Here is a 14816-nt window from a genome sequence, read left to right as displayed (position 1 = left end):
ATGAAAAAAAGAGGCAGAATCACAATATTGTTCTTACTTCCGTGGATTGTCAGTTTCATTTTTTTCACGGCTTATCCATTGATTTTCTCGATTTTTGTCAGCTTCACAGATTATTCTGGACTAAACCCGGCTATGAAATTTATCGGATTGTCCAATTACACAAGAGCTTTTTCAGATAAGATTTTCCTCAAAGCTCTTCTTAATACATTTAGTTTTGTAATTATAACAGTTCCAATAACGACTGTTATTTCGTTATTTTTGGCTATTCTCCTGACAGGTGGAATAAGGCTTAAAAGAGTCTTTCAGGCGAGCTATTTTCTTCCATCTGTAATATCGATGGTAGTCATTTCTATGATCTGGTTGTACATATACAGTGCTACAGGTCCGCTTAATCTGTTGTTAAATGCTTTGGGGTTCAATTTTCCCGCAAGAAGCTGGCTTTCATCCTCGAAAACAGCACTTGGGTCAATAATGGTTATGGACATATGGTCTGCCATAGGGTATTATACAGTTTTGTTTGTTGCAGGCCTTCAAAGTATTCCCATTCAACTCTATGAAGCTGCAAGAATAGATGGCGCAACAAAATGGCAGATTGTGAAATCTATTACTCTACCACTTCTAAAATCAACAATACTTTTTGTCATATCAATAAACTCAATTCGTTCCTTTCAGATATTCACAGAAATATTCACTCTAACCGGCGGTGGCCCTGCGAACTCCACGCAAACTGTTGTTTATTATCTTTATGATACGTCGTTTCGCAAATTTGAGATGGGATATGGTTCGGCTATTGCGTATATCTTGTTTTTGATAATTATGTCGGTAACATTTATTCAAAGAAAGTTTTTGAAGGGTGAGCAATTATGAGATTTTTTATTTATGCGATTCTAATTATCTTTATGGTGTTATCGCTTTTCCCCACGTTTTTAATGTTTTTTACGGCTTTCGTTCCCGAAGGTGATTTGTTTAACAGGACAATTGAAAAGACCATCACAGATTTTGAGTTGCCGAAGGCAATTCTGCTGAGTAAGGTCAGACCTGTAAAAACGACTATAAATTTAATAAAAGAAGGTGAGAATAGTTTTTTGAGAATAGACGCTTCGAAGGATTTTTCCGGTATAGCACCATCGATGGGCTCTTCAGATATAAATAAAGTCAAATTCGTCGAATTGAGGTTAAGAAATGAAGAATCTATTCGTCTAAGAGTAGGCTTCAAAGATATAAAAGACAGGGTAGATTATTGTATAGTGAGGGATATCCCGGCATCCAGAGAATGGCAAAATCTCAGATTCGAAATTAAGCCAGGCGATCTTTCTCTGGATACATTTCACATTTCTCAGTTAAGAATTGAGACACTGGGAGATGGTTGGGTTGATATAGATGATGTAAAGCTTGTGAACAGATATCCCACATTCTATAATTTCGTTAAAGTTCTCAGGGATGATTACTTTGGAAGATATTTGCTCAACAGCGCTATTGTCTCGACGGGCTCTGTGGTGGGGAATTTGTTTTTCTGCTCAATGGTGGCCTATGCCTTTGCAAGGAAAAATTTCAGATTCAAAGAACTTCTTTTTTCTTTGATTCTCGGAACGATGATGATTCCACCGCAGGTAACGATCATTCCTACTTTCATATTGATGAAAAAACTTGGCTTCATAGATACTTACTGGGCTCTGATTTTGCCGAATCTGGTAACACCATTTGGCATTTTTCTTATGAGACAGTATATCGAACAGCTGCCAGTTGAATTGGATCAGGCTGCATTTGTAGATGGAGCAACCGATTTTCAGATTTTTCGCTATATCATATTACCTTTGAGTAAGCCAGCCCTTTCGGTACTTGGTATAAACACTTTTGTCTTGACCTGGAATGATGTTTTTTATCCACTAATTTTGACCACATCCCGAGAAATGCGGACTGTGCAGATAGGGCTCGCACTCTATCAAAAATTAAACGTTTTCACATGGCCGTCATTAATGGCGGCGTCTGCTATAGCAGGATTGCCTATAATTCTGATGTTTTTGATCTTTGAAAAGAGAATCATATCTGGTATCCTTGAAGGAGCAATAAAAAGCTGATTTTTCAAAGTTTTTTTATAAAATAAGAGGAATAAACGGCGCTTGTAACCAAGCAAATTGCGCCAAATGTTATGTACGTGTTTGAAATGCCTATGCTGTCGACTACAATGCCGCCCATCGTAGAACCAAGCAGCGGCCCCACTCCTTGAAGAGCTATCCAGAAAAGTGTTTGTGCTGATCTCAATGTTTGACCTTTTAAGGCTTCCCTCATGATGAAAATAGTTGAATAGTAAACCACAATAAATGTCCAGCCGTGAAGCATCTGGATTAAAACCATGCTTCCGGTGGACCAGCTCATAGGTACGAGAATAAGTCTTACACCAATTATCAAAATACCTGTAAGAAAGAGAAATTTACTCGAAATTTTCTTTCTGATTTTTTCTGCGGACATCAGAAAAGGGACTTCGCTCAATGCCATTAAAGACAAGGTTGTTCCAACAATTGACACATTGTAGTTTCTGTGTTTTACAAAAACCGGTAAAAAATTGCTGTTGAATAGATTAAAACCGATAGCAATTGTTACCATAATGAAGAGGAACAGAAAAGGCGAGGGTACTTTCCCAAATTTTCGATTTTTTTCGGCCTTTTCAGTTTTTATATTGATTTTTCGTATTAGCAAATTTATAAGTACAAAAATGACAGACAGGACAATGAAAAGCCATTCAAACCCCAATCTAACTAACTGGCCTATTAAAAATGCTGCTACTGCGTATCCAATAGAACCAAAGATTCTTATCTTGTTGTATGAAAAAGCATATTTTTCCGAAAGATCAATCATGGCTGATTCGACCAAAGGTAAAAATGAAGCTTGGAAAAATGCAAGCACAGCCATGAAAAGAAATTTCATGACGAATCCTTCTGATATATAAAGCAACCAGGAGGAAAGTACAGCGGATATTGAAAAAATCCTTATTATTTTTATCGTTGAAAATCTATCTACCAGAGAAAAGTATATGTAGTTTCCGTAGACAGCAGTTAACGGCATTAACGCCATCAAAAGACCTATCTGTGAAGGCGAAAAACCTGTTATAGTAAAATACTGGCTCATCAACGTTGAACACGCCATAATAGAATAGATAAGTGCCTCAAGAACGCATGAGTTTAACATTTCCAATCTCCTTTGTTTTTTTAATTATACTATAGACAGCTGGTTTTCCGGTAGTTGTGTCAGCGTATAATACAGTTGGTGGTGATGATTGTGAAAGTTTTGGTTGCTTATGACACTTACACGGGAACAACAGAAAAGTGCGCAAAAATCCTGGCAGAGAAATTTAAAGAGGCAAGAATTATTAATCTTGCGAAAGGTTATGGAGTGGTTCTGAATGAATATGATTGTGTGGTTGTTGGAAGCTACGTGCACGCTGGAAAAATAAGCAAGAGGGTTAAAAAATTCTGTGAAAAGAATATTGAAAATCTTAGGGGTAAAAAAATAGGTATATTTTTATGCATGCTGGGGGAAGAAAAAGATTTTGAAGAGTATGTTTCCAGAAATTTTTCGAGTCAGTTTCTTGATCTTGTAAAGGCAAAGGATTACTTTGGTGGAGAACTTAACTATGAAAGAATGAACTTTGTCTTCAGATTTATATTGAAACTGATTGTCAAAAACACCAAGCCAAAGCTTGGTGTAAGGGAAGAAAAGATAGAGAATTTTGCAAAGCAATTAATGGATTAGAGACGAGCTTTTGAACGATCTTTTCTCTGCTGGACCTCATTCTTATCAATATTGGAGCCCTCTATAACTTTGATATCTTTTGCCTTTTTCAACATTCTTTCTGTTTCAGCTTCTCTCAAAAGTTCATCTAAACGAGCCTTTGCGAGTAGATATTCTAACATGCTCCCACCTCCGAAAAAATTTTAGCATATACTTTGAAATTTGTCAAGTGTAATTTCATAAATATGAGTTTTTATTTTGATATATATGGAATAAGCCTGGAAATATCAAAAATAATTATAATTATATCAATAATATTTAGGTGAGATGGAGAAATATTTTTCGAAGGCTGGTGTAAAATGAAAAAGAGGTGGTTTTATGGGACGGTTTTCATCTTTCTGGACACTCATAATATTTGGGATATTTCTCATATTATTGGTTTTTGTTTCACCTTTAACGAGGCAATCGAGAGAAGATGTCGAGTGGTTGAAATTTATAGGCAGGACATCAAGGGATATAGCCTATGATATAGCAAGGTTAAATGATGGGTCATTTGTAATCGCTGGATGGACAGGATCAAAAGAAGATTTCGATCAGGATGTTTTACTGCTTGGAATGGACAAAGGTGGGAAATTGCTCTGGGAAAAGGAATTTGGTGGGACGGGAACTGATGGTGCGGTTTCACTAACGCCGGCTTCTGACGGAGGATTTGTAGTTCTTGCACTTAGCGATTCAGATTCTGGAGAGCTATTTGCACAGTTTGGAGAACAAGACGTCTGGCTTTTGAAGTTCGATAACAAAGGTACACTTCAATGGAAGAAATGTTACGGTACATATGGTTACGAGACGGCTTTTGATGTGATAGAAGATGAAGGATATATTTTTGCGGGCAGCATAAATATAGATGGTCAGGAAGATTTCTGGGTAGTAAAAGTTGATAAGTCTGGAGATGTTGTCTGGAGCAGAAATTTCGGTGGAACTGATTGGGATGCAGCTTTCAGCGTAGCAAAATCCAAGAATGGATATATAGTTGCTGGAATGTCAAAATCAGCTGATGGTGATGTCAAAATAAACCATGGTTCGGCGGATATGTGGATCGCAGAAATATCTACCGACGGAAGATTACTCTGGGAAAACGCTTTTGGAGGAAGTGAATGGGATCAGATAGTAGACTTAACAGCTGTCGAAGATGGGTATATCGCTGCTGGGGTCAGCTGGTCTGAAGAAATAGTTGGCAAGGAAAGAAAAGCAGATTTTGTGATGATCAAATTTGATATAAATGGCAAAGTTCAATTTTTCAGAACCTATGGTGGAAGCTCAGATGATATTGTTCAAAAGATATTAGTAACTGAAGATGGTTATGTTCTGGCTGGGACATCATGGTCTGATGATGGTGATGTTGCGGGTAAACATAAAGGTAGTGATTATTGGCTTATCAAGGTTGATAAAGATGGCGAGCTTATATGGCAAAAATGCTTTGGGGGCGACATGGACGAGGTTGCTTATGCGTTAGAAAATTCAAAGAGTGGTTTTTTGATAGGGGGCATTTCTTATTCTTACGCCGCTGGAATTGCGGGAAGATCTCATGGTGGTGGGGATGTATTTATTGTGAAGACAAAATAACTGGCCTGAAGGCCAGTTATTTCTTGTATTTTGTGACCTGTCTTAAAAAATTGTGTCTGAACTCTCTATCTTTTTCTGTTTCGACATCCTTGATTTTGTATCCATCTACCACACCAAGAACAGCTCTTCCTTGATCTGTTTCAGTTACAATTACCTGAAGTGGGTTTGCTGTAGCTGCGAAGATTCTGCAAACTTCCTGAACATTTTTGATTTGATTGAGTATGTTTATGGGGTAACCATCTTTGATAACAAGTACAAATAGATGCCCAGCACCTATATTTCTGGCATTTTCGATTGCTACATCAGTTAATTGCTGGTCATTGCCTTCATACCTTATCAGGCAAGGGCCACTTGCTTCATTAAAAGCCAGGCCAAATTTAATATTTGGGTTTGTTGTGACTATGACTTCATACAAATCTTCCACGGTCTTAATAAAATGTGAATGACCTATAATGACGTTAGCCCCTTCTGGAATTTTGACCTGTACAATCTCAAAATTCATGAAAAATCACCTCCTGTATCTCAGGAGAATTATACTATAACGGACTTTCAGAATGAGAGCTGTCTAATTTCAAGTTGCAGAAGAACTCGATATTGTCCATGAACAGATGAAAAATATAGGGATCATAATGAGCTTTTTCCTCTTCCATGACACGTAGAGCTTTTTCTAACGAATAAGCAGATCTATAGTATCTAACTGATGTTAACGCGTCAAAAACATCCGCAATCGCCACAATTCTTGCTTCCAGAGGAATCTGCTCGCCTTTTAATCCGTGAGGATATCCACTTCCATCAAACTTTTCGTGATGGTATAAACATACTTTCATACATGCTGACAACAATTCGTCTTCCGGATAAATTTTCGAAATTGTCGAGAAAAGTTCAGCTCCCCTCCTGGTGTGGCTTTTCATAGTATTGAACTCATCATATGTTAGCGAAGACGGTTTACAGAGAATCGATTCAGGAACAAGTATTTTTCCTATATCATGAAAAAGTGCCGCAATCCTCAAATTATCGTGAAATTGAAAATCAATCTTTTTGTTTTCCAGAAAGTAGAGATTTGCCAGGATAGAGGAAATAATTTTTACATTTTTCGAATGTTCGTAAGTGGGGAAGTTTTTATACTCAATGATTTTCATTGCGAACTCTGTAAAGGCCCTGAGATCTGTTGACTTTTTTTCTTTTTCAAGGGCAGATCTCAGAAAATCCTGAACTGTTTCTTTTTCAACAACACTATCTGCACCAGCCTTTAATGCTATGGTGGTTGTTTTAAGCCTGTCATCCGTAACAGCAAGAATATACGGATGTATGAAGGATATATCATTTCTTATTGCACGTATCAAAGGAAGAATATTGAATGGATAATCACAATATGTTATGAGAAGGTCATATTCACAGGGTGATTTTCGACAGATCCTGTAGGCATCTATGCAGTTTTCGCATATGTCAAGTAAACATTTTCCCTGAAGAAACTCTTGAATGCTTTTGAGTTTATTTCTGCTTTCCGCAACTATTAGTATTTTTTTCTGCTGCATCGTATCTCCTCCTGACATTTATATAGTTATAATGACAACTAACGAGAATGATGATTATTGATAGTACATTGAAGAAATCTAAGTTCAAAGTTACGACGAGGAAAGTTTTTATTCAAAAATAGTGCTGAAAAACTATAGAGTTTGCGATTGACACGATAATACAAAAAATGCGAAAATACACTTAGAAAAAGAAAAATCATTTGAATCTTTACTATCAATAATCATCATTATTTTGATTTATAAATTTTTCTCATTCTTAATATTACCTTTCACTTTTGTTTTAAAATATTATGCCTGCAATTGATTGAAACTACGTCCGATCGGTGATGAAAATGTCTCTCTTTAACGTATATCTACATAATTTAAGGAGGCCGGGATCATGAAAACAGATGTTGATTTACTCAAACGTTTTGAAGCCGTTCTTCGGAGTCAAAAATTGAGTTCAATGACCGTCAGAGCCTATATGTCCGCTGTGAGGAAATTTACACAGAGCATTGAAGAGCTCAATGTAGAAGAGATCCTCAAATGGGCTGAAACAACTGCAGAAGGTCGGAAGCCATCTACAGTGAATCTATATTACTGTGCTATAAGAAGATTTCTTGAGGAAGTTTCTCCAGAAATATTACTTGATTTAAGAAACAAACTTAAAGTTAAGGGAAGGTCTTCTACTATACCGAAAGCGCTTTCTGAAAGAGAGTTTCTAAAGTTATGGAACAAGGCTGTTAAGATATTTGATGAAGATTACAGGCAACTTCTTATTGTTGGCCTTGCAGGCTATGCAGGTTTGAGGGTTAGTGAGATCAGATCTTTAAAAGTAGGGCACATAAATCTTCGGGAAGATCATATATTGGTTAATGGAAAAGGAAGGAAAATGAGAATAGTTCCGATTCCTTCCAAACTTAAACCCTATATATTCAAGATAGTTCCTAAATTGAAAGAAGAAGAACCTCTCTTGAAAAATCTTTCCGGCAAACCAATAACTTCCCATGGTATTTCATATCTGCTCAAAAATCTTGCAAAGAAAACTGGAATTAAACATATATCACCGCATGTTTTAAGGCACACCGCTGCGACGAATCTTTTGAAGAAAGGTGTAAATCTCAAAATTGTCCAGGAATTTCTTGGGCACTCGAGTCTGGCGACCACGGAAAGGTATCTGAGAGTGACTATCAACGATATGAAAGAAAATTTGAGAAAAGCAGGTTATTGAAAATCAAAAGGTTAATTTTACCTCCTCAAGAACGGTTTCAATTGAGATCTTCAATTTCTGAAGCTCGGTTTCATTAAGAATTTTAAGAGGTGATCTACATCCGCCTGCGTTGATTCCTCGCCAGCTCAAAACTGTTTTCAATATAGGAATACTTGCTCCATCTCCCAAGGCGAGTGAAAGTTTTGTGAGTTTCCTCTGAGTTTGCCTTGCTCCTTCGATATCACCTTTTTTGAACTGCTCATACAGCCTTACAAAAAACTCGGGGAAAACTGCTGCAGGACCTGAAACACACCCCTTTGCACCCATTTGAAGTATGCTCAAAAAAGCCCTGTCGCAACCAACAACTACATCGAAGTCTTGATAAGTGTCGTTTATCAAGGAAAGTACGTGTAAAAGATCACCACTGCTGTCTTTTACCCCAACAATATTGGGATTTTTCTCATGGATTTGATTTGCTATTTTTGGAGTTATCCAGTTTCCAGTCAAACCGGGGATGTTGTAAAGATATATTGGAAAGTCCTCCACATTTTCGGTGGCCCTTAAGAAGAATTCGACAATCTCATCTGACCGGTATTTGTAATAAAAAGGTGAAACTATTGCAGCCCCATCTGCACCAGATGATTTTGCATGGCTTAATAGTTCTTTCACTTCTTCGAACCTGAGGGCACCGCAATGAGCTATGAGAGTAGCTCTACCACTTACAGCTTTAATGAAACTCTCCAATGCTTTTTTTCTTTCCTCTACTGTTAGAAGCAAGCCTTCACCTGTTGTTCCGAGGGCAAAGATACCGTGAACACCCTTTTGAATGAGAAAATCGACATATTCTTTTATTGCTTCATGGTCAACCTGTGTTCCATCATCTGTTAATGGCGTCAAAGCCGCTACCGTCACACCAGAAAGTCTTTTCATGGTAAACCTCCTTTTATTTTTCTTGCATTTTTACACTCCTGATCCTAATTTTTTCGAGTTCCATGTTATTTTGATTTGAAATGTATTTTAAGATACGTTCACCGGCTTCTTTTAGGGCATCAACTTCTTGAACCAATCCTAATCTTATGTGATCTTTTCCTGAAGGCCCATAAGCTATACCTGGAACTGTCAAGATACCTGTATTTAGATACAATTTTTCGACAAAGGACCAGCAATCCTCTTCTTCGGGTACTCTGACCCATATATACATTGCACCATCAGGCATGTGGAACTCCAGACCAGATTTTTCTAGATAACCAACCATTGTATCTCTTCTAAGTTTGTATTCTTTTCTAAGACTTTCATAATATTCTTGTGGGGTTTCTCTTAGAGCAGAAACCGCGGCTATTTGAATCGGGTAAAAGACGTTTGAGTCTATCTTCGATTTAAAAAGTTTGAGAAGATCTATGATCTTTTCATCACCTACAACTGCCCCGACTCTCCATCCAGCCATGTTGTAAGTTTTTGAAAAGGCAAAGTACTCGATGGCGTTTCTGAGGGATGGATTTCCCTGTAAGTAACTTGGTGCTACAGAATCATTAAATGTTATCTCATAATATGGTATGTCGCTGATTACAATACAAAAATGCTCTTCGGCAATAGTAGACAATCTTTTGTAAAATTCTATATTAACTATTGTTCCAACAGGATTTGAAGGAAAATTGACAATTATTGCTTTGACTCTGTTTTTCTTCAATACTAGTGTGATATCCTCAAGTATTTTTTCTGGGCTTGCTTTTGAATCATAAGTTAATATTTTGGCTCCTGCAAAATTTGAAGCATCATAATACGTTGGATAACCTGGATCTGGTATCAAAACAATATCTCCTTGATTTATCAACGCTTGTAATGCATTAAAGACAATTTCTTTGATACCAACCGTAATTAGAATATTTTTTTCTGGATCTAGATCAACGCTAAAGCGATTTTTGTACCAGTCAGATATTGCCTTTCTAAGTTCAGATGAACCATTTTGCGGTGGATACGTATGATATGAAACTTCATTCAATGCATTCTTCATTGTTTCAATGATCCAGGGGGGCGTGGGACGGTTTGGGGCACCTATAGAAAGATCTATGATTTTACTTTTGGACGGTTTTTTTCTTAATTCCCTGATAAATGAAAATGGATCTGGACTGAAATATTCAAGTTTTGAACTACCTAACTGTCGCTTCATTCTTTTTTCCTCCTTTCAGTATTCTCTGCTCTAGTTTTCTTGAAACTAATATTAGTGGATAGCAAACAGCTGCAAAATATCCTGCAACAATGAGGAAGGCAGTAAAAGGATCTAGAGTTATTTGCATTACTTGTCTTGAAGTTCTAACTATCTCCGCCATACCTATTAAAGAAACTATGGAGGTGTCCTTTATTGTTAGTACTATTTGTCCAACTATTGAAGGAAGGGTTATTTGAAGAACTTGTGGTAATATAATCAGAAAAAGTTTGTTCGCAAAAGACATGCCAAGTGCATCTGCAGCTTCGAATTGACCTTTGTCTATCGCTAAGAGACCGCTTCTAAATACTTCTGATAAGTAAACAGTACTCGTTATCGTAAGAACCACGACTGCAGTCTCAAAACTTTGAAGTTCAATGCCAAAGTAAGGTAAAACAAAATAAACAGCATAGACTAAGAGTAAAAATGGTGAACCCCTAACAATTTCGATCGCAAAAGCAAAAAATTGGGACAATACAGGTATTTTATAGTATCGGATAAGAGCAATTATAAATCCAAAGAATATCCCCATAATTAGGACAAATGGTAGCAAAACCAAATTCTGTAAGAAAGCATTTCCTAAACGCAATACTTGTTGAGTGAATGGCATGCTTTGCATCAAATCATCTCCTGGTCATTTTTTTGAAGATGCTTTTCTAAGGTGTTGGATAGAAAGCTGAGAATGAAATATATCGCAAAATACATAAGCATTGGTGGAATGAAAGATTCCAGAGGCCTGTAAGTGGTTGCGGCAGCTCTTCTCGCCATGTAGGTAAGCTCGGGAATAGTTAATACAGCAGCTAAACTTGTGTCTTTTATAAGGTAAGAGAATTGACTAACCAAAGGCGGTAAAACTATCCTGAAAAGTTGTGGAAATATTATTAATCGGATCGTTTGAAATCGAGAAAGACCCAAGGAATATGCGGCTTCAAATTGCCCAATATTTATTGACTGTAATCCTCCTCTTATGATTTCCGAAATGTATGCACCTGTGTTCAAAGAAAATGTTATCGTAGCACTTTGAAAACGAGTAGGCATGATATTCAAGATTGGAAGCCCATAATGTACAAAATAAAGTTGCACAAGCAATGGTGTTGATCTGATAAATCCAGTGTAGAATTCAATCAGTGTTCTCAGTAGTCTACTTCTTGTGTTGCTCAGAAATCCAACTATTGTACCTATTGATATAGCGAAAAAACAACTTATAATCGCTATCTTTAGAGTTTCTAAGAGAGCCTCCATAAAATCTGGTAAATATTGAGCTAAAGTTCTGAAATCAAAGATCATGATTTTTTCTCCCTTTCCTCCAGGATCAGAGTATCTTACTCAGAAATTCCCGTGCTCTCTGGCTTGTTGGGTTACTGAAGAAAGATTCTTTGGTAGCGAATTCGATAATCTCTCCTTTGTCCATGAACGCTATTTTGTTACTTACTTGTTTTGCGAATCCCATCTCGTGAGTAACTACTATCATAGTCATTCCTCCATTGGCCAGATCCACCATAACATTGAGCACTTCCTTTATCATCTCTGGATCCAATGCTGATGTTGGTTCATCGAACATCATGATTTCTGGATCCATCGCAAGAGCCCTTGCAATGGCTACCCTTTGTTTTTCTCCGCCGGAAAGTTGATGGGGGTAAGACATCAGTTTTTCAGACAGTCCTACCCTCTGAAGGAGTATTTTTGCTTTCTCGACAGCTTCATGCTTTGCTACTTTCTTCACATGTATTGGTGCAATAATTATGTTATCAAGGACTGTCAGATGCGGAAAAAGGTTGAAATGCTGGAAAACCATACCTGTGTTTCTACGAATGAATATTAAATTTGTGTGAATTTTAACATCTTTTCCTAGCACTCTTACTGTTCCTGTTTCAAAATTCTCAAGCCTATTTATACACCTTAATAAGGTGCTTTTCCCGGCTCCACTTGGTCCACAGATAACAAGTACATCACCTTTTTCAACGCGTAAATTTATGTTCTTGAGTACATGGTTTCTTCCGTAGAATTTGTTTAGACCAGTTATCTCAACAACTGATTCCACATACGACACCTCCATTGAAATATGAGGCGGACAATTAAGTCCGCCTCAGCAGCTGTTTCAATCAATTATGGGAGACGGAGTCCACTCCATTCCAGTATACTTCTTGTAAATCTCTCCATATTCTCCAGTTAATTTAACCCATCTAATAAACCAATTGAACCAATTTACTAAAGAATCTGATTCCGAATCTTGTCTAAATGCTAATCCATAAGTGTCCGGACGTACATAGCCTTCGAGGATTTTGAGCTCAGGGTTATTTTTCACAAGTTCTATACAGAGCATTTCATCGTCCATAACAGCATCTATTCTGCCTGTTTTTAGGTCACTGAGCCATTCTGCTAAGTTTTCATACAGGAAGGGTTTCTTTCTGAGTTGCTTCTCAACATAATCAGCGTGTACTGAACCCATCGTCGCACCTATTTTTACTGAAGGATCTATAATATCTTTCCAGTAAACCATTTTTGAATCTTTTCTGGCTAAGACTCTTATACCAGTTAGAAAGAAAGGCTCAGAAAATCTTATTGTTTTCAATCTGGTCAAGGTCATAGACATATTCGCAGCTATCATATCAACTTTTTTAGTCAACAACGAAGGGATTAAACTTTCCCAAGCCATGTCTTGCCATTCAATTTGTACACCCATATACTTAGCAGCAAGTTCCATTAACTCAATAGTGAAGCCAGTTGGTTTGCCAGAAGGATCTCTGTATTGCATGGGTACAGACGTCATATCAGTAGCTATAATTATTTTTCCTCTTTTGACTATTTCTTCCAATGTTGTTGCCGCAAATAAAAAGGTAGGTATTATAATAACACTCAATACGACAACCCAGCTAACTAATCTTTTCATACTTTAAACCTCCTTCCTTAAGTCGTTAGTCTATAAAATATTTTTACTCTAACTGACGCCGCGAGGAATGCTAGGTCTCATCCTTCGTAGCTTTTCCTACCGTTCTAGTCGTAAGGTCATTTGAAGTTTTTCTCACCTCCTTTAGAAGGTTGAAATTGAAGTGAATCAAGCGTAAATTCTCATATTGAACCCAAGTAATTTTGTAAAATGCACAAGCTCTTCCACGTAATCTCCATACACTCCATGAATATGGTTAGAACTATAAGTTGCCAGAAAATCATCTGCTGAGATTTTGAGTTTTGCAAAAGCATGAGGCCATTCAATCTGTGTATTTCTTGCCTTCTCTTCGTTTTTTTGCTCACCAAAATCAAGAAATTCTCCTTTTATAACAGTCATCACATACTCGCCGTTTTTTCTCGTGAGGCGAGCCAGAGTTACTTCCCCAGGTGCTGCGATGTGCCTTACAGAAGCTCCACCTGCTGGAAAATAGAAACTTTCTGGATAGAGCTCCACTTTTGCAAGATTCACGGCGGGATCATAAGATTTTGCCGCAAAAAAAGTGGCGTGTTCTCCAGAGTTACACAGATCAAAGAAATCATCCTGTTCATCATAGTGGCGAAGATCAGCAAAAAGCACGGGCTGGTTGGATATAAGCTTCAATATTTGCATTGTTAAAGCACCATCTGAATCAGCTTCAGTTGCACATACGATTGGTTCCTTTGGGCCATCGAAATCGTACGGATCGTTCATAAAGGCTTCTGTGAGATCCATGGTGACAAAATGCTCTGTCAATTCTGGCTGAGCTTTTATACCTGTAAAATCAAGTTCGAATTCTTCACAGATCTTTTTGACAGCGTAATAACTCTTGATCTGCAGTTCGAGCTTTTCTGGTGTGAGCTGTTTGCCATCGTAGTGGATCTTTCTTGTTAATTTTTCAAGCCACTCTCTTGCACTTTTTGCGGCTTGATCTGGTATTTTTTTACTTTTTTCAATGATTTCAAGTTGATCTATGTGCTCTATGTCTATTCCAAAGAGCTTGTTCCATAAATCCACATTTGGAACAGCTGTGTACATGCCCATCGACCTTCCGCCAAAAAGACCATATCTTTGACCTCTAAGCATGTTTCTTGCAGTCGCGGCCCTTACAAAAGCAAGGACTTTTCTCAGAACATCTTTTTGTTTTATATCTCCCCAGACTCTGTAAGTCTGAGTACCATCTTGATCGAGTGCGCCTGCTGCGGCAAGCATTCCCACCATGCCCGGGTATTTTGGATTAATATTTCCGAAGAGTAAAAATGGTGGTGGAGCGAATTTACTTGCAATCACGCTGAAATGCGGAAAGGCCCAGACCGCATAATTGAAAATAGTCATTTGTGCTCCACTATTATTTAGAAAAACAGCTTCTTCTCTGGCTACAGAGGGTTTATTTACAATCTTATTTGACCTTATTACCTGTATTTCTCCGGTAGATTCAAGAGCCTCAACAAGTTTTTGCTCAAAAGCTTTGTTGATATTTATAAGGTCTTTGTGAACATATTCTCTGCCATCGGAAAAGGTCATGAGCCCAACTTTTCTTTTCAAAAGTAACACTCCTTTCTATATAAAGTAACGCATTCGTTTGCGATAATCTGAAAATAGAATAAAACA

General features: G+C 37.5%; 16 protein-coding genes. 5 read left to right on the top strand and 11 right to left on the bottom strand.

Features of this window, described 5'->3' with window-relative positions:
- Together TLET_RS00180 and TLET_RS00175 are read left to right on the top strand one after the other, a co-directional pair.
- The gene (locus tag TLET_RS00180) at positions 1 to 867 is read left to right on the top strand and encodes a carbohydrate ABC transporter permease (RefSeq protein WP_012002087.1); all 867 of its coding nucleotides are present in this window, start codon (positions 1 to 3) and stop codon (positions 865 to 867) included.
- A complete protein-coding gene (locus TLET_RS00175) occupies positions 864 to 2078 on the top strand; it encodes a carbohydrate ABC transporter permease (protein WP_012002086.1) in 1215 nt (404 codons plus the stop codon). Before TLET_RS00180 ends, TLET_RS00175 begins: the two co-directional genes overlap by 4 nt.
- 4 nt (positions 2079 to 2082) lie before the next feature.
- Here TLET_RS00175 and TLET_RS00170 read toward each other — a convergent pair whose 3' ends face one another.
- Positions 2083 to 3186: an MFS transporter gene (locus TLET_RS00170; protein ID WP_012002085.1), complete on the bottom strand. Its 1104-nt coding sequence runs from the start codon at positions 3184 to 3186 to the stop codon at positions 2083 to 2085.
- A 90-nt stretch (positions 3187 to 3276) separates the two neighbouring features.
- On the opposite strand from TLET_RS00170, the gene TLET_RS00165 reads away from it, so the two are divergent.
- Entirely contained in the window at positions 3277 to 3750 is a 474-nt protein-coding gene (locus tag TLET_RS00165; RefSeq protein WP_012002084.1) for a flavodoxin domain-containing protein, read from the top strand.
- Here the strand turns inward: TLET_RS00165 and TLET_RS10900 are convergent.
- A complete protein-coding gene (locus TLET_RS10900; protein WP_154654498.1) occupies positions 3747 to 3911 on the bottom strand; it encodes a hypothetical protein in 165 nt (54 codons plus the stop codon). The genes TLET_RS00165 and TLET_RS10900 overlap by 4 nt on opposite strands.
- A 196-nt stretch (positions 3912 to 4107) precedes the next feature.
- Here TLET_RS10900 and TLET_RS00160 point away from each other — a divergent pair, with 196 nt between their 5' ends.
- Positions 4108 to 5352 (top strand): PKD domain-containing protein, encoded by a 1245-nt coding sequence (locus TLET_RS00160; protein ID WP_012002083.1) that lies wholly within the window; start codon positions 4108 to 4110, stop codon positions 5350 to 5352.
- Between the two features lie 16 nt (positions 5353 to 5368).
- Here TLET_RS00160 and TLET_RS00155 read toward each other — a convergent pair whose 3' ends face one another.
- Both TLET_RS00155 and TLET_RS10600 read right to left on the bottom strand, forming a co-directional pair.
- The gene (locus TLET_RS00155; RefSeq protein ID WP_012002082.1) at positions 5369 to 5854 is read right to left on the bottom strand and encodes an adenosine-specific kinase; all 486 of its coding nucleotides are present in this window, start codon (positions 5852 to 5854) and stop codon (positions 5369 to 5371) included.
- Positions 5855 to 5888: 34 nt separating this feature from the next.
- Positions 5889 to 6887, bottom strand: a complete 999-nt coding sequence (locus TLET_RS10600; RefSeq protein ID WP_012002081.1) for an HD-GYP domain-containing protein — start codon at positions 6885 to 6887, stop codon at positions 5889 to 5891.
- A gap of 379 nt (positions 6888 to 7266) precedes the next feature.
- Between TLET_RS10600 and TLET_RS00145 the strand changes: the two genes are divergently transcribed.
- Positions 7267 to 8097 carry a tyrosine-type recombinase/integrase gene (locus TLET_RS00145; protein WP_012002080.1) on the top strand — a complete coding sequence of 277 codons (831 nt, stop codon included), beginning with the start codon at positions 7267 to 7269 and terminating at the stop codon, positions 8095 to 8097.
- 3 nt (positions 8098 to 8100) lie between these two features.
- On the opposite strand, the gene TLET_RS00140 is transcribed toward TLET_RS00145, so the two are convergent.
- From TLET_RS00140 to TLET_RS00110, 7 genes are all read right to left on the bottom strand, one after another.
- Positions 8101 to 9006, bottom strand: coding sequence for a dihydrodipicolinate synthase family protein (locus TLET_RS00140; protein ID WP_012002079.1), 906 nt, complete (start codon positions 9004 to 9006; stop codon positions 8101 to 8103).
- 13 nt (positions 9007 to 9019) lie between these two features.
- A complete protein-coding gene (locus TLET_RS00135) occupies positions 9020 to 10243 on the bottom strand; it encodes a pyridoxal phosphate-dependent aminotransferase (RefSeq protein WP_012002078.1) in 1224 nt (407 codons plus the stop codon).
- A complete protein-coding gene (locus TLET_RS00130) occupies positions 10224 to 10898 on the bottom strand; it encodes an amino acid ABC transporter permease (protein WP_012002077.1) in 675 nt (224 codons plus the stop codon). The genes TLET_RS00135 and TLET_RS00130 overlap by 20 nt, the downstream gene beginning before the upstream one ends.
- Positions 10898 to 11566 carry an amino acid ABC transporter permease gene (locus tag TLET_RS00125; RefSeq protein ID WP_012002076.1) on the bottom strand — a complete coding sequence of 223 codons (669 nt, stop codon included), beginning with the start codon at positions 11564 to 11566 and terminating at the stop codon, positions 10898 to 10900. The genes TLET_RS00130 and TLET_RS00125 overlap by 1 nt, the downstream gene beginning before the upstream one ends.
- A 25-nt stretch (positions 11567 to 11591) precedes the next feature.
- The gene (locus TLET_RS00120; protein ID WP_041428349.1) at positions 11592 to 12335 is read right to left on the bottom strand and encodes an amino acid ABC transporter ATP-binding protein; all 744 of its coding nucleotides are present in this window, start codon (positions 12333 to 12335) and stop codon (positions 11592 to 11594) included.
- 42 nt (positions 12336 to 12377) lie between these two features.
- Positions 12378 to 13169 carry an ABC transporter substrate-binding protein gene (locus TLET_RS00115; RefSeq protein WP_012002074.1) on the bottom strand — a complete coding sequence of 264 codons (792 nt, stop codon included), beginning with the start codon at positions 13167 to 13169 and terminating at the stop codon, positions 12378 to 12380.
- A 165-nt stretch (positions 13170 to 13334) separates the two neighbouring features.
- Positions 13335 to 14759 carry an L-fucose/L-arabinose isomerase family protein gene (locus TLET_RS00110; protein WP_228369021.1) on the bottom strand — a complete coding sequence of 475 codons (1425 nt, stop codon included), beginning with the start codon at positions 14757 to 14759 and terminating at the stop codon, positions 13335 to 13337.
- Between the last annotated feature and the right edge of the window lie 57 nt (positions 14760 to 14816).

Origin of the sequence: Pseudothermotoga lettingae TMO (genome assembly GCF_000017865.1) — a bacterium.
Classification (GTDB): Bacteria; Thermotogota; Thermotogae; order Thermotogales; family DSM-5069; genus Pseudothermotoga_B; species Pseudothermotoga_B elfii.
Note: the sequence above shows the minus strand (reverse complement) of the source record. Positions and strands in the feature narration are given on the sequence as shown.